The sequence below is a fragment of the Lactobacillus sp. genome, assembly GCF_051893255.1.
Classification (GTDB): Bacteria; Bacillota; Bacilli; order Lactobacillales; family Lactobacillaceae; genus Lactobacillus.
Map to the genome: position 1 here is coordinate 2,007 of NZ_JBJFHB010000005.1, position 15,809 is coordinate 17,815.

Sequence of the window (15,809 nt, forward strand, 5' to 3'; positions counted from 1 at the left end):
AACAGCTACTACCAAGCCAACATGGACATGCTGGACAAGGACAAGCGCGACTCACTGCTTTACGGCAGCCAAAAGATCATCACCCGGATCAGAAACGAAGTTGGCACTTATTACGACAAGGACTCTGACGTTAAGAGCACCTTGATCGCTACTGGCTGCAAGGTCAAGGGTGAAGTCAAGAACTGCGTTGTTTCTAGAAGAGTCGGCTTCGCCAAGGACAGCACGACTAAGAACTCCGTGATCATGGCCAACTGCCGGATCAAGAGCGGGGCTGACGTAGAATACGCCATCTTGGACAAGAACGTAGTCGTCGAAAAGGGCGTAACCGTGAAGGGCAAGCCTGACACGCCAGTAGTCATCAAGAAGGGCACTGTCGTTGATAAGGACTTCGTTTTGGAATAAGTAGGAGGATGAATCGTGAGAATCTTATTTGTTGGTGCTGAATGTGCACCTTTCTTTAAGACTGGCGGCTTGGGCGATGTGTTAGGCGCCTTGCCTAACCAATTGGCTAAAGATGGCGACGAAGTAGCAGTTGCTCTGCCACTTTACCAAGACATGCCAGAAGAATACCGTGAACAACTGGAATTCCAAGGCGACTTTTACGTGCCAGTTGGCTGGCGCAACCAATACTGCGGCGTGTTGACCCTGGAAAGAAATGGGGTTAAGTACTTCTTTATCGACAACGAGTACTACTTCAAGCGCCCAGGCATCTATGGCTACTACGACGATGGTGAGCGCTATGCCTTCTTCCAGCAGGCAGTCATCATGATGATGGAACGCTACAACTTCATTCCAGATGTCTTGCACTGCAACGACTACCACACTTCCTTTATACCATTCCTCTTGCGGGAAAAGTGGGGCTTCGTTGATGCTTACCGCGGCATCAAGACGGTTTTGACCATCCACAACCTGGAATTCCAAGGCAAGTATGATGCCAAGACCCTGCCAAACTTTTTTGGCCTAGGCTATGAATGGTTTGACAACGGTACGGTTCGCTTCAACAACGACGTCAACTGGATGAAGACCGGGATCTTATACGCTGACAAGGTAACCACGGTTAGCCCATCTTATGCAAACGAAATTCAAACGCCGGAATTTGGCCAGGGCCTTGATGGCATCTTGAGAGACGTCAACTACAAGCTGGTCGGCATCTTGAACGGGATTGACTTTGAAAAGTACAACCCAGCAACTGACCCTGTCATCAGAGTTCGCTACGATGTCAACCACTTGAAGCACAAGCGCCGCGACAAGACCGACCTGCAAAAGCAAGTGGGCCTGGAAGCTGCACCGACTACGCCGCTCATCGGGATGGTTACCCGCTTGACTGCACAAAAGGGCTGCCAGCTGCTTTTGGAAGAACTCGACAACATCTTGCAGTTTGATGTCCAAGTAGTCTTGCTCGGCAACGGGGACCAATACTTTGAGCATGCCTTAAGCGACATTGCCAGCCGCCACCCAGACAAGTTCAAGCTGATCCTGGCCTTTGACGTGAACCTGGCTCAAAAGATCTACGCCGGGGCTGACGCCTTCTTAATGCCATCTGCTTTTGAGCCATGCGGCTTGTCCCAATTGATTGCTCTGCGCTACGGTACTTTGCCAATCGTTCACCAAATCGGCGGCTTGGCTGACACGGTTTGGATCTATGACAAGACCAAGAATGAAGGCGACGGCTTTGGCTTCCGCGAATTCAGCGGCTACCAAATGGTTGAAGCCATCAAGAAGATGCTTGAGCTCTACCACGAAAAGGAAAAGTGGGCTAAGGCGCAAAGAACGGCCATGCGGTCCGACTTCTCTTGGAAGAATTCCGCAAGCAAGTACCAATGGATGTACGGCGAATTACTTGGATAGATATAGATAAGGAAAACAATGATGACTGTAAGCAAATCAACTGCTAGTTTGAACACGATGGACGTTAAGGAATTTAAGGAACGGCTTGAATCCAAGCTCGACCGTCACTTTGAAGAAAGCGTAGAAGAAGCTTCTAAGGAAGACGTCTTTGCTGCTTTGGTTTCAATTGTGCAAGATGGCTACTCCGGCAAGTGGCGCAGAACCAGAATTGCTGAAACGACCAACAACCACAAGCAAGCCTACTACTTCTCAATCGAATTTTTGCCTGGGACTTTGCTCAAGAGCAACCTGCTCAACTTGGGTTGGCTGGATACGGCTAAGGAAGCCTTGGCTGAATACGGCCTGGACTTAGATGAAATTGCCTCAGCAGAACCAGACATGGCCCTGGGTAATGGTGGTCTTGGCCGCTTGGCTGCCGCCTTCATGGATTCTTTAGCTTCAACTGGCTATGCCGGCAACGGTAACGGCATTCGCTACAAGTACGGCCTCTTCAAGCAAAAGTTCGTTAACGGCTATCAAAGAGAATTGCCAAACGACTGGCTGAAGCAGGGCGACTACTGGGAAGTTCGCCGGGAAAGCAAGTCTGTACCAGTTTACTTCGGCGGCCATGTCAACATGGTTGACGACCATGGCTGGATGACCCCACAATACGAAGGCTGCGATGTGGTTCGCGCCGTTCCTTATGACGTTGCCTTAGTTGGCTACCACAACGGCGTGACCAACACTTTGCGCTTGTGGGATGCAGAAATCGCTCCAGAAGACGAATTAAAGTATCCATCTATTGAAGACCGGCGCAAGGTGGAAGACTTGACTTCCATTCTTTACCCAGACGACTCCAGCTACGAAGGCAAGCTTTTGCGGCTGAAGCAAGAATACTTCTTCGTTTCTGCAGGTCTGCAAAGCATCTTAAACAACTTCATCAAGGACTACGGCGAAGAAGAACTGAAGAACTTGCCTAAGTACGTTGCCGTTCACATCAACGACACCCACCCAGCCATGTGCGTGGCTGAACTGATGCGGCTTTTGGTTGACCGGGAACGGATGGACTGGGATGAAGCTTGGGAAGTAACGCAAAAGGTAATGAGCTACACCAACCACACCATCATGGCTGAAGCCATGGAAAAATGGGACCTGGGCATGTTTGGCCAACTTTTGCCACGTTTGATCGAAATCATCCAAGAAATCGACCGCCGCTACGTCTTGTCTCTTGAAGGCAAGGTTTCAGGCGATGTCATCCAAAGAACTCGGATCATCCAAAACAACCAAGTGCACATGGCTCACCTGGCCATCATTGGCTCTCACTCAGTCAACGGGGTGGCAGCTCTGCACACTCAGCTTCTGGAAACCGAAGTTTTGAAAGACTTCTACCTGCTCTTCCCAGACCGCTTCAACAACAAGACCAACGGGATCACTTTAAGACGGTGGATCCAATTGGCCAACCCAGAACTGGCCAAGCTCTTGGACGACACCATCGGGACCAAGTGGCGCTTTAACAGCAAGGAAATGCTGAAATTTGAAAAGTACTACCACGACACCAAGGTTTTGGCCAAGCTGCAAGCCATCAAGCTGGACAACAAGAAGAAGCTGACCAAGGTCATCAAGGACAGAACTGGCGTCACCGTTGACCCAGAAGCTATCTTTGACGTTCAAGTCAAGAGACTGCATGCTTACAAGCGGCAAACCTTGAAGCTGCTCCACGTTTTGAAGCTGTACCAAGATTTGAAGGCTGGCATCGACCACCCAAAGCGGGTTGTCATCTTTGGTGCCATCGCTGCGCCAAGCTACGTCTTTGCTAAGCAAGTCATCAAGGTGATCAATGCCGTAGCTGACCTGGTTAACAACGACCCAGACATCAAGGGCAAGCTGAAGGTTGTCTTCCTGGAAAACTACAACGTTTCTCTGGCTGAACAAATCATCCCAGCTGCTGACCTCAGTGAACAAATCTCCACGACTACCAAGGAAGCCAGCGGTACCAGCAACATGAAGCTGATGGCTAACGGGGCCTTGACCGTGGCCACCATGGACGGGGCCAACATTGAAATCAAGGACGCCGTTGGCGAAGAAAACATTTTTGCCTTCGGTCTTGATAAGGATGAAGTTTACAGCTACTACGCTAACCACAACTACCACCCAAGAGACCTTTACGAAAGCGACCCAGTTTTGAAGAAGGCAGTTGATGCCTTGATCGACGGCACGATTCCTAACTGTGCTGGCGAAGGCCGGGCCCTTTACGGCAACTTCTTGGGCGACAACGAACAATTCCTGGTTTTGGCCGACTTTGAAGCCTATCTGAAGGCCCAAAAGGAAGCTGAAAAGACTTGGGCTAACAAGCGCCAATGGGCACAAATGAGCCTGGTCAACATCGCTCACTCAGAACGCTTTGACGCAGACAAGACTATTGAACGCTACGCTAAGGAAATCTGGCACTTAGATCCAGTTGAAATTGACGCTGAAAAGGCACGGTAAGCATGAAAGTCACTTTTAAATCCTGGGATCAGCGTTACAAGAGTCCTTTTGGCGCCATCCAGGCCAATACCGAAGTTACCTGGTCGGTAAAAGTTGAAGAAGAAATCCAAGAAGTCACCTTATGGCTGACCAAGGTCAATGAAGACGCGGTTGCCTATCCTCTGTCTTATAATTCAGACACCGAGATGTATGAAACTAGCGTCAAGATCGGGTCTTCTGGTCTTTACTACTACTACTTCAACGTCAAGCAAAACGACCAGTACTACTTCTTGCAAAGAAGCCAAGACGGCTTTGGCGATGGGGAAATCACCCAAGACAATACCGACCTGCGGACCTTCCAGCTGACTTGCTACGACCGGACGGTGCCGCAAGCGCCTTGGTATACCCGGGGCGTGGTCTACCAGATTTTTCCAGACCGCTTCAACAACGGCAACCCTAACGGCGAGATTACAGGAAGAAAAAAGGACAGTTTTATCTACGCAACGAAGAAAGACAGTCCTTACTACATTAAAAATGAGCAAGGCGACATTGCCCGTTGGGACTTTTTTGGCGGTAACCTTGAAGGCATTAGGCAAAAAATTCCCTACCTCAAGCAATTGGGTGTAACGGCAATCTACCTGAACCCCATTTTCTTAGCTTCCAGCAACCACCGCTATGACACCCAAGATTTCTTGCAGATTGATCCCATGCTGGGGACTGAGGAAGATTTTAAAAAGCTTGTTCACGACCTGCACAAAAACAAGATTGCCTTGATCTTGGACGGGGTCTTCAACCACGTTGGGGCTGACAGCAAGTACTTTTTAGAAGCGATTAACGATAAAAACAGCAAGTATTTCTCCTGGTTCAACTTTATTCATTATCCCGACAAGTACCAGTCCTGGTGGGGCGTAACTACCCTGCCAGAAGTCAACAAGCACAACAAGGACTATCAAGACTTTATCTGCGGTCCTAAGGGCGTTTTGGCCAAGTGGACCCGGATGCATGTTGACGGCTGGCGTTTGGACGTGGCCGACGAACTCCCAATGCAGATGCTGCGCGAAATCAGAGAGCGCCTGCAAAATGAAGACTGCCACGTCTTGATTGGGGAAGTGTGGGAGGATGCCTCTCACAAGTTCGTCAACAGTGAGTTCCGGACCTACATGGCTGGGGACAACTTGACGGGAACGATGAATTATCCAATCAGAAATTTCATCATTGACCTCTTGCAGGCCAAGAATGAAGAAGACGAACTGTCAGCTTTGAACGACTTGGAGAAACTGGTAGAAAACTATCCTAAAGCCTTTTTGGAAAACTGCATGAACAATATTGGCACTCACGATACGCCAAGAATCAAGACAGTTTTGGGAGGCGATGAGGATCTGGTATCCTTGGCCTTTGGCCTGCTCTTCTCTGTACCAGGCGTACCTTGCGTTTACTACGGGGATGAAGCTGGCCTTGAAGGGGACAAGGACCCTGACAACCGCCGCTACTTCCCATGGGGCGAGGAGAGTCAGCTTTTGGAAAGAAAGGTTGCTAGACTAGCTTCCTTGCGCAAGCAAAACCCAGCCTTGGTAAACGGCAAGGTCGGCTTTGTGAAGATCGCTTTTGGCATCAATGCCTTGGTCAGATATAATCAAAAGGAAGTTGTAGTTTACTGCTACAACAAGACCGATCAGGACGTGATCCTGGATGCCGGTGAATTTCAAACTTATTGCCTGCCAGAAGAGATTGCTGAACTGGTAAGTGATATACTTGATCAGGAAAGCCTATTAAAAAAGTCAGATATGCATAAAACATTTCTGATCGCGAAGAAATAAGAGAATGTAAAGGAAAATAAGATGAACGCAAAAGAAAGCTTTGAACAATGGAAGAATGCGGCCTTGCCAGAAGACTTGGCTGAGCAAATGGCCGAACTTGGCTCAGACGAAAAGTGGATCGAAGACGCTTTTGGTCAAGACATCAACTTTGGGACGGCCGGGATGCGGGGGCTCCTGGAACCAGGGACCAACCGGATCAACCTCTTCACGGTTGGCCGGGTAACTGAAGGCTTGGCCCGCCTCATTGACGAAAACGGGGAAGAGGCTAAGAAGCGCGGTGTCGTAATTTCATTTGACTCTCGCTACAACTCCCGGGAACTGGCTACTCACGCTGCCCGCGTATTGGGTGCCCACGGCATTCACGTTTACCTCTTTGATGACCTGCGCCCAACGCCAGAATTGTCTTTTGCCGTTCGCTACCTGCACACCTTTGCCGGGATCAACATTACTGCTTCTCACAATGCCAAGCAGTATAACGGCTACAAGGCCTACGGCGAAGACGGTGCCCAAATGGGTCCAGAAAATGCTGACCGTCTTTTTGCCTATGCGCAAAAGGTTGACGACATCTTCAGCGTAGAAGCAGCTCCAGTTAAGAAGCTGCGCGCTAATGGCACTTTGCAACTGATCGGCGAAGACGTAGACGAAGCTTACCTGGCAAAGCTTGACACGGTTAACGTGAACAAGGAAATGATCAAGGAAAATGCTGACAAGCTGAAGATCGTTTACACTCCACTTCACGGTACTGGTAAGATGCTTTACGACCGGGCTTTCCGCCGCGGCGGCTTTACCAATGTGGTCCCAGTGCCAAGTCAAGCCATCGTTGACCCAGAATTCCCAACTTGCAAAAAGCCTAACCCAGAATTTAGAGATGTCTTCAATCCAGGCGTAGAATTGGCCAACGAAATCGGTGCTGATATGATCGTTGCCACCGACCCAGACGCTGACCGGATGGGCGCTTGCGTTAGAACTGACAAGGGCGACTTCCAAGTCTTGACTGGGAACCAAATCGCCACTTTGATGTCTTACTACCTGCTCCAAAACTTGAAGGACTCAGGCAAGTTGACGCCAGATTACGAAATCGTAACCTCAATCGTTTCAAGTGCCTTGCCATTCAAGATTGCCAAGGACTTCGGCATCAAGACTAAGTCAGTTTTGACTGGCTTCAAGTACATCGGTGAAGAAGTTGACCGCATGAACAAGGAAGGCGATGGCAAGTTCCTGATGGGCTTTGAAGAAAGCTACGGCTACTTGTTCCAAGCCTTTGCCCGTGACAAGGACGCGATGCAAGGGGCCTTGATGTTCTTTGAAGTTGCTTGCTACTATGCTTCTCGCGGCATGACGGTCTTTGATGGCTTGCAAGAAATCTGGAAGAAGTACGGCGTTGCCTACGAAATCACCCGGGCAATCGAAATGCCAGGGATCGGCGGCCAAAAGAAGATGGCTGAACTGATGAGCAAGCTGCGCAGCGAACGCCTCAGCGAAATCAACGGTGTCAAGGTCTTGAAGATCGAAGACTACCAAGAACAAGTAACGGTTGAAGATGGCAAGGAAACGCCACTTACTGGCTTCCCGAAGTCAAACGTCTTGAAGTACTTCTTGGATGACGAAAGCTGGGTTGCCTTGCGGCCATCTGGTACCGAACCAGTTATCAAGGCTTACGTCGGCGTTAACAAGAAGGACCTTGCAACTGCCGAAAAGGCTGCTGAAAGCTACCAAGACGCCATCAGCGAGCTTTTGAAGTAGGAGATAGGCAAACTATCATCAGCGGCTTAAAGAGCTTAAAGCAGCGATTTTAAGCCGAAGAAAAAGGACTGCAAATGCAGTCCTTTTTTGATGGTAATTTTTGTTTTTAACTTAAATTTACTTTTGGCCAATTACATATCGCCAAAGGTTACGCCCATCAGGCGAGCATTGCCAACCGTCTTGCCAGCTGGGTTAACGTACTTAAGCTTGCCTGCCGTATCTTCCAAGGCAATTGAGTCAACTTCGCCTTGCTTCATCACGACCAAGCGGCCAAATGACCGGTTCATGATCAGGCGGGCGCCTTCAATCCCGAAGCGAGTTGAGATTTCCCGGTCGTAAGCGTCAGGGTTGCCGCCGCGTTGTGCGTGACCGATAACTGCCGTTCTAATTTCGGCCTTTGGCAGGGCTTCTTGGAGCTGAGCAGCGATTTCGTTGACAACACTAGCGCCATTTCTAGCTGCAACCTTAGCCTTGTACTTCTTCTTGGAAAGCTTGGCGTCTTCTTGAGAGATGGCACCTTCAGCAGCGGCGATAATGGTGAACTTCTTGCCAGCCTTTTCCCGCTGCTTGATCTTCTTGACAACCACGTCAATATTGTAAGGAATTTCTGGCAGCAAGATAATTTCAGCACCAGTTGCTAAGCCGGCAGCCAAGGTAATGTGGCCAACCTTGTGACCCATGACTTCGACAACGAAGATCCGAGAGTGGCTTTGAGCCGTGGTGTGGATGTCATCCAGGTAACGAGTTGCCACGTCAACGGCGCTTTGGAAGCCGAAGGTGTAGTCCGTGCCCCAGGTGTCGTTGTCGATGGTCTTTGGCAGACCGATCACGTTCAAGCCTTCTTGAGCCAGCATGTTGGCTGACTTAAGTGAGCCGTTGCCGCCTAAAACGGCCAAGGCATCCAGGTTCAGCTTCTTATAGGTCTTCTTCATGGCAGCGACCTTGTCAAAGCCATCTTCGATAACCCGCATCATCTTGAAGGGCTGACGGGAAGTGCCCAAAATGGTCCCGCCCATGTTCAAGATGCCAGAAAAGTCCCGGGGCTTCATCTTGATGTAGTCTTCATGCATCAAGCCGTAGTAGCCGTTCTTAAAACCAATAATTTCAACGTCGTCAACGCGGTTGTAAAGGGTCTTGGCCAAGCCCCGCATCGTTGCATTCAAAGCTTGGCAGTCCCCACCGCTAGTTAAAATACCAACTCTTAAAGTCATGTTGCTTCCTCCCCATGCAAAACTCTTCTTAAAACTTGGCTAATACTAATCTTAGACATGTCGGCAAAAACATGCAAGAAAAAACTTATTGATATTTATGATTTAACATAAAAACAGTCTGGAGAAATCCAGACTGTTTTTTCATGGTAGGTAGATAGTTTTTGAATTACTTAGCAGTCAATGCCAGCAAGTTGTCGCCAGCCTTAACTTGGCTTTCCTTAGTCTGGGAAATTTCGCTGTAAGCTGGGGTGTTGGTTACGATAACCATTACAGTCGTGTCGTAGCCTTCAGCCTTAACGGCTTCCAGGTCAACTTCGCCAAGCTTTTGGCCCTTTTCAACGTGTTCATCTTGAGATACCAAGCTCTTGAAGTGCTTGCCGCCCAAGTTGACCGTGTCCAGACCAACGTGGATCAAGATTTCAGCACCGTCGTCAGACTTCAAGCCATAGGCGTGGCCAGTCTTGAAGGCAACATTGACAGTACCAGTGATTGGGGAGTAGATGGCGCCTTCGCTAGGAACGATAGCGGCACCGTCACCCATCAATTTCTTTGAAAAGACTTCGTCGTTAACCTTTGACAAGTCTTCAGCTTCACCAGCAACTGGGGCCAAGATAACTTCGTCCTTTTCTGCTGATTGGCTAGCTGCTGGAGCTTCTTCAGCAACAGTTTCTTCTTCTGCTGAAACAGGAGCTTCAACAGTTTCAACTTCTTCCTTCAGGTGACCCTTGCCCCAAACGATGGTCAAGGCAAAAGCAATTGCGAAGGCAACAAGTTCACATACAACGTACATTGGGATGGTCTTAGGGTAGATTGAAAGGAAGCCTAAGAAACCAGCTGAACCCATGGAAGCGGCCTTAACTTGGGTAAGACCTGCAAGAGCTGCACCAAAGCCTGAACCGATCAAGGCGCAGAAGAATGGGAAGCGGTACTTCAAGTTAACCCCGAAGAGGGCTGGTTCAGTAATCCCAAGCAGGGCAGAAACGCCGGCAGATGATGCCAAACCCTTCATCTTCTTGTTCTTAGTCAAGAACCAGATAGCGAAGGTAGCTGCACCTTGAGCAACGTTAGCCATAGATGCAACAACGAAGATAAAGTCACCAGCGCCCTTGCCAGCTGCAAAGGCAGCGATCAATTGAGTTTCGATGGCTGGGAAGCTTTGGTGCAAACCAGTCATAACGATAGCTGAGTAGCAAAGACCAAACAGACCCATGCCGACAAAGCCAGCAGTGTTGTACAGCCATACAAAGCCGTTAGTGATCCAGTCTGAAACAGTCTTCATGACAGGCCCGATAACCGTGAAGGTCAAGAAGCCAGTGATCATGACTGACAAAAGTGGGGTAAAGGTAAAGTCAACTGCTGAAGGCAGAACCTTGTGCAGTCTCTTTTCCAAGAAGGCTAACAGCCAGATAGCAACTAAAACTGGGATAACTTGGTAAGTGTATTGGGTTTGCGCAACATGCAAGCCGAAGATGTTCCAGTATTTAGTAGCCCCGCCCAATTGAGGGGTGGTCATGATCAAACCGATTGAAGCCCCTAAGAATTGGTTGGCACCAAACCGCTTAGCGGCAGACATGCCGACCAGGACTGGCAAGAACATAAATGGTGCAGCTGACATTACTTGGATCATGTCAGACATGCCCTTGATGGCTGGGTTCATTTCAACTAATGACTTAGCCCCAAACAAGCCAGGACTAGTGAAGAAGTTGTTCAAAGCCATCAGCAAACCACCCGCAACCAAGGCTGGGATGATTGGAACGAAGATGTCACTCAGCAGCTTGATAAAGGCCATTACTGGGTTGACCTTCTTGCCGTTAGCGGCGATCTTCTTTAAGTCGTCGGTAGAAACTTCCTTAAGACCGGTCATCTTGATCAATTCGTCGTAGACGTTGTCAACGTCACCAGGCCCGATGATGATCTGGTATTGACCATCAGTCTTAAAAGTACCCTTAACATCTGGGTCCTTGTCTAATGCTGCTTGGTTGATCTTGGTATCATCCTTCAAAACCAACCGTAAACGAGTCGCACAGTGAGCAGCTGCGATCAGGTTGTCTTCGCCAACATCAGCGATAACCCGTTTAGCAACTGCGTTGTAATCCATTGCCACGATTAACACTCTCCTTACTCTCTGAAAACGCTTTTTCTTAATTCACTGTATATGATACCGGTTTCTAAGATCTCTGTCAATCGTTTGACAGAAATTTTTGAAAAAATTTTGTGAGCGTAACAATTCCCGTCACTATAGTAAAAAGTGCATGTCAACCGTTTGACATGTTAGCGCTTTAACCTTAAAATAGAAGATGAAATTACTGTACTTAATTGATTTTTTAGATAAAAACATTGAATCAGCGGAGGTTGCTTTAAATGGAATGGACAAGAGAAAAAAGATATCTTCCTTATAGCAAGTGGGACGCCTTAACCTTGCTTAAGCTGCAAAGTCAGGCTGCTAGATCTGAATACCAGCTGCACTACCACATCCGGCCGATGTCAGGGCTTTTAAACGACCCTAACGGCTTTTCCTACTTTAATGGGAAGTGGCAAGTTTTTTACCAATCATATCCTTTTGGAGCAGTGCACGGGTTAAAGTCTTGGGTGCACCTGGAAAGCCCAGACCTGGTTCACTGGCAAAACCTAGGGCAAGCTGTCTTGCCTGACTGCGACTTAGACAGCCACGGAGCATATTCTGGCTCAGCCAAGGCAATTGGCGACAAGCTCTTTTTAATGTATACTGGGAACGTTCGTGACGAAAATTGGGTGCGGCATTCTTACCAGGTTGGGGCCTTCATGGACCAAGAGGGGAATGTTGAAAAGATCAAAGAACCCTTGATCAAGGCGCCAGACCACGTGACTGAGCACTTCCGGGACCCACAGATCTTGGAGCATGATGGCAAGTACTACGCCATTTTAGGCGCCCAAGATGCCGAAACTAAGTCTGGCCACATCAGCCTCTACCGGGCAGAAAAGATTGAAGGACCATGGGAAGACCTGGGCTATGTTGACCTGCCGCCAATGGGCTACATGGTTGAATGCCCGAACCTGGTCTTTGTGGGCGGCAAGCCGATCTTCATCTTCTGTCCGCAAGGCTTAGATAAGAAGGTCACCGACTACCAAAACGTCTACCCTAACATGTACTGGGTGGGCGAATCCTTTGACTTTGACACGGGCCATTTTGAGACTAAGCAAAAGGCCCCAATCAACTTAGACGAAGGCTTTGACGTTTACGCTAGCCAAGCCTTTAACGCTCCAGACGGCAATGCTTACGTGGTCAGCTGGGTGGGCTTGCCAGATGTTACTTACCCAACTGATGAAGAAGGCTGGGCAAACTGCTTCAGTCAAGTCAAGAAGTTGTCCTTGAAGCATGGCCACTTGCTTCAAAAGCCGGTGAAGGCCATGAAGAGCCTAAGATGCGATAAGAAAGCTTTTGCCGGCCACCATTTGATGGACTTAGGCAACCAAACGGAAATCAAGCTGGACATTCACCGCGGTCAAGAGGGCACTTTGACTTTGGCAGCTGATGAAGCTGGCAAACATGGCTTAAAGCTCCACTTTAAGACCGGCAAGGGCGCCAGCTTGACTGTCGACCGGGGCGAAGTCGGTGAGGCTGTCAACCCTGAATATGGGACGGCTAGAAGCATCAGCTTGCCAGACGAGGAAGACTTCAGCCTCAGAATCTACCTGGACCACTCCTTGTTTGAAATCTTTGTTGATGGCGGGAGAGAGGTCATTACTGGCCGCTACTTTGCACCTAAGGGGCAGATTTTTGCCAAGATGAGCAAGGGCGTCAGCTACAAGGGCAAGAGCTGGAAGCTGAAAAATATGTAATTTAGAAATAGAAGGGAATTTGTAATGCGGCCGAAACTAACCGATGTTGCCAAAAAAGCGGGCTGCTCGCCAACTACTGTCTCGCGGGTGATCAACAATTATGGCTATATCAGCCAGAAAACCAAAGATCGGGTCTATGCGGCCATGCGGGAGCTCAACTACCAGCCAAATACCCTGGCGCGGTCGCTGCAAGGCAAGCAGACCAAGATGATCGGGGTGATCGTGCCAAGCATTACCAATCCCTTCTTTGCGGAGCTGGTGGCCAAAATTGAAGAGCAGCTGTCTGAGGATGGCTACAAGATGATCCTTTGTAACGCTGAACAAGACAGCAACAAGGAAAGGCAGTACCTGAGGATGCTCGAAGCCAACCAGGTTGACGGGATCATTGCGGGTTCGCACAACTTGGACATTGAGGACTACCGCCGCTTTGGCCTGCCGATCGTTTCTTTTGACCGGGACCTGGCTAGCTCGGTGCCAATCGTCGGGAGCGACAACTACCAGGGCGGCTGCCTGGCCAGCCAGGCGCTGGTGGATGCGGGATGCAAGCACATCTACTTTATCGGCAACCCCAACAAGACCGGCAACCCGACCTTTTACCGCTTTGAAGGCTACGCCGACACCATGGCTAAGGCTAATTTGACCGTCCACACGGCCAGGTCTGCCTTTTACGAGTCACCATCAGCCAAGGCAGCGGCCTTAAAGGAGCTTTTGGATAGTGAGCGCAAGATCGACGGCGTCTTTTGCTCAGACGACATGACGGCGATCCTGCTCTTGCGGGTGGCTAAGGACCTCGGCATCAAGGTGCCAGAAGAATTGAAGGTAGTCGGCTTTGACGGGACTCAGCTGATTCAAAATTACGAACCAGAATTGGCCACTATCGTCCAGCCGATTGGCGATTTGGCCGGGATGCTGGTCAAGCTTTTGTACGAGCGGATCGCCGACCCAAGCAAGCCTCTGGCGCAAAACAGCTACCTGCTGCCAGTTAAGCTTTTAAAGAACCAAACTATTTAAATTTGAGTGATGGCTGCTTCTGCTAGGATTTTTTCGGAAAAATGACTATAATTAAACTAGAGTATAGAAAGCGGTGACAAGCATGAGTAAGAAGAAAGTTTTTTGGCTATGCTTATTAGCCTTTACCGGTGTCGGCCTTCTGGTTTACGGGGCCGAGATTGCTTATGCTTTTGCCAAGGACCGGAACAAGAAGATGGAATACAGCTTCGATGAAAGTCCGGAAGAAGCAGAAGCGGATTATTTAAACGAAGAATAGTGTAAAAAGAGTTCCAGCCGGTATGGCCGGAACTTTTTTGGTATGATGGTAGCAAAGTATTTTTAAAAAGTGGGAGAGATTTTTGACATGAATAAAAGCCGCTTAGAAGCCTTTAGCGATGGTGTTTTAGCCATCATCATCACCATCATGGTCTTAGGCATTGAAGCGCCTAAGGGGGCCAATTTCAGCGATATTAAGCCCCTTTTGCCCCAGCTGGCCATCTACCTGATCAGCTTTTTCAACATGGCCATCTACTGGGTCAACCACCACAACCTGACTCACGCCTTGCCCTACATCAACTTTAAGGTGATCTGGAGCAATCTGGTCTGGCTCTTTATGATGTCCTTGGTGCCGCTAGCCACGGCTTGGGTGGGAGCCCATCCGGTGTCGGCAGCTCCGCTTTGCATCTATGGTCTGGTCCAATTTGCGGGCTCTTTGGCCTTTTTACTCTTTCAGCACTACTGCTTCCAGGTTGAGTGCGAAAGCGACCAGATGCGGAAAAACTTTGGCTTAAAGGGCTACGCATCGCTGGCTTTTTACCTCATGACGGCGGCCTGCGCCTTCTCTTGGCCCGTGGCGTCCTGGATCTTTACAGCGTTAGTCGCCATCATGTGGCTGATTCCTGATCGGCGGATGAAGCGTGCAGGGAAAATCTAGTTAGTAAAAAAGTCCTAGATCTGTGATCTAGGACTTTTTGCTGGCTATTTCTATTTTTTATAAGGGGCACTCTAAAAGGTCTACGTCGGTGTCGCCAATGTCATCGTAATGGACATTGGCTTTTTGGACGAAATTAAAGCCGTTTTTCTCGTAAAGGTGGCGGGCTGGCCGGTTGCCTGCCATGCTGTCAAGGCGAATCACCTTGCAGCCGAGCTCTTTAGCGCGGCTTTCAGCAAAAAGCAGGAGAGCAGCGGATAGGCCTTGGCGGCGGAAGGCAGGGTGGAGGCCGTAAAGGTGGATCACGGCGATTTCGTTATCCTCGGCCTTGGTTGGCCAGTCGAACTTGCTGTAAAGCGGGTCGTTGCCCACGGTCAAGAGGCATGCTGCTGCGATTTTGCCGTCTTTGAAGCCAATCAGGGCTTGATCTTTTTCGATGGCAGCTTTTAAGTCGCTTTCGGCCGGGTAGATGCCCCAGTGCCAGTCGGCGCCGTAATCGTCAAATTTTTGGTGGTCGCAAATGTCTTGGTAAAAGCGGCAGAGGGCCGGCAAGTCGGCCATGGTTGCCACTTTGCAGTCTAGTTGGTTCATGTTTTTTCCTCACTATTTTTTCTCTATTAAGTTCATTTTAGCAAACTAAACGGATTTTTGACAGATCAGGGCGCATTTTTTAGCAAACTAAAGTAAAAACAAAAAAGAGTCGTTAACAACGACTCTTTTATCATGCGGACGAGAAGACTTGAACTTCCACGACCTAAAGCGGTCACAAGATCCTTAGTCTTGCGCGTCTGCCAATTCCGCCACGCCCGCAAGCACAATTAATAGTATAGCAAAGGGAGGAAAAAGTGCAAGCCCAATTTTTAGAAAAAAGTTTTTAAAAAGGACTTGCATTTTTTCCTAGATCCGGTATACTAATATTCGTGCCTTGGTTGAGGCATTAAAAATAAAAGATGGCCCGTTGGTCAAGTGGTTAAGACACCGCCCTTTCACGGCGGTAACATGAGT

Annotated in this window: 11 protein-coding genes, 1 tRNA gene and 1 pseudogene; 9 read left to right on the forward strand and 4 right to left on the reverse strand. The window is 49.1% G+C overall.

What is annotated here, in order from left to right; genetic code table 11:
* The 5 genes and pseudogenes from ACI4WN_RS00515 to ACI4WN_RS00535 form a co-directional block, all read left to right on the forward strand.
* Nucleotides 1–402 (forward strand): annotated as a pseudogene (locus ACI4WN_RS00515) (glucose-1-phosphate adenylyltransferase subunit GlgD); the annotation flags it as partial.
* 15 nt (nucleotides 403–417) lie between these two features.
* A complete protein-coding gene (glgA, locus tag ACI4WN_RS00520) occupies nucleotides 418–1,848 on the forward strand; it encodes a glycogen synthase GlgA (RefSeq protein WP_009558788.1) in 1,431 nt (476 codons plus the stop codon).
* 21 nt (nucleotides 1,849–1,869) lie between these two features.
* Nucleotides 1,870–4,314, forward strand: coding sequence for a glycogen/starch/alpha-glucan phosphorylase (locus tag ACI4WN_RS00525; protein ID WP_439776514.1), 2,445 nt, complete (start codon nucleotides 1,870–1,872; stop codon nucleotides 4,312–4,314).
* Between the two features lie 2 nt (nucleotides 4,315–4,316).
* On the forward strand, nucleotides 4,317–6,110 hold the full coding sequence (locus ACI4WN_RS00530) for a glycoside hydrolase family 13 protein (RefSeq protein WP_439776515.1): 1,794 nt from the start codon (nucleotides 4,317–4,319) through the stop codon (nucleotides 6,108–6,110).
* A 21-nt stretch (nucleotides 6,111–6,131) separates the two neighbouring features.
* Entirely contained in the window at nucleotides 6,132–7,853 is a 1,722-nt protein-coding gene (locus tag ACI4WN_RS00535; protein ID WP_439776516.1) for a phospho-sugar mutase, read from the forward strand.
* Between the two features lie 131 nt (nucleotides 7,854–7,984).
* On the opposite strand, the gene ACI4WN_RS00540 is transcribed toward ACI4WN_RS00535, so the two are convergent.
* Together ACI4WN_RS00540 and ACI4WN_RS00545 are read right to left on the reverse strand one after the other, a co-directional pair.
* The gene (locus ACI4WN_RS00540; protein WP_439776517.1) at nucleotides 7,985–9,064 is read right to left on the reverse strand and encodes a 6-phosphofructokinase; all 1,080 of its coding nucleotides are present in this window, start codon (nucleotides 9,062–9,064) and stop codon (nucleotides 7,985–7,987) included.
* Between the two features lie 166 nt (nucleotides 9,065–9,230).
* Complete coding sequence (locus ACI4WN_RS00545) at nucleotides 9,231–11,162, reverse strand: sucrose-specific PTS transporter subunit IIBC (protein WP_439776523.1); 1,932 nt, start codon at nucleotides 11,160–11,162, stop codon at nucleotides 9,231–9,233.
* 263 nt (nucleotides 11,163–11,425) lie between these two features.
* Here ACI4WN_RS00545 and ACI4WN_RS00550 point away from each other — a divergent pair, with 263 nt between their 5' ends.
* The 4 genes from ACI4WN_RS00550 to ACI4WN_RS00565 all read left to right on the forward strand — a co-directional run bounded on the left by ACI4WN_RS00550 (nucleotide 11,426) and on the right by ACI4WN_RS00565 (nucleotide 14,807).
* Complete coding sequence (locus ACI4WN_RS00550; protein WP_439776518.1) at nucleotides 11,426–12,883, forward strand: sucrose-6-phosphate hydrolase; 1,458 nt, start codon at nucleotides 11,426–11,428, stop codon at nucleotides 12,881–12,883.
* A gap of 24 nt (nucleotides 12,884–12,907) precedes the next feature.
* Complete coding sequence (locus tag ACI4WN_RS00555; RefSeq protein WP_439776519.1) at nucleotides 12,908–13,894, forward strand: LacI family DNA-binding transcriptional regulator; 987 nt, start codon at nucleotides 12,908–12,910, stop codon at nucleotides 13,892–13,894.
* 82 nt (nucleotides 13,895–13,976) lie between these two features.
* On the forward strand, nucleotides 13,977–14,150 hold the full coding sequence (locus tag ACI4WN_RS00560; RefSeq protein WP_439776520.1) for a hypothetical protein: 174 nt from the start codon (nucleotides 13,977–13,979) through the stop codon (nucleotides 14,148–14,150).
* A gap of 87 nt (nucleotides 14,151–14,237) precedes the next feature.
* The gene (locus ACI4WN_RS00565; protein ID WP_439776521.1) at nucleotides 14,238–14,807 is read left to right on the forward strand and encodes a TMEM175 family protein; all 570 of its coding nucleotides are present in this window, start codon (nucleotides 14,238–14,240) and stop codon (nucleotides 14,805–14,807) included.
* 57 nt (nucleotides 14,808–14,864) lie between these two features.
* Here ACI4WN_RS00565 and ACI4WN_RS00570 read toward each other — a convergent pair whose 3' ends face one another.
* Nucleotides 14,865–15,395, reverse strand: a complete 531-nt coding sequence (locus ACI4WN_RS00570) for a GNAT family N-acetyltransferase (protein WP_439776522.1) — start codon at nucleotides 15,393–15,395, stop codon at nucleotides 14,865–14,867.
* A gap of 133 nt (nucleotides 15,396–15,528) precedes the next feature.
* Nucleotides 15,529–15,614, reverse strand: a tRNA-Leu gene (locus tag ACI4WN_RS00575).
* Nucleotides 15,615–15,809: the final 195 nt, after the last annotated feature.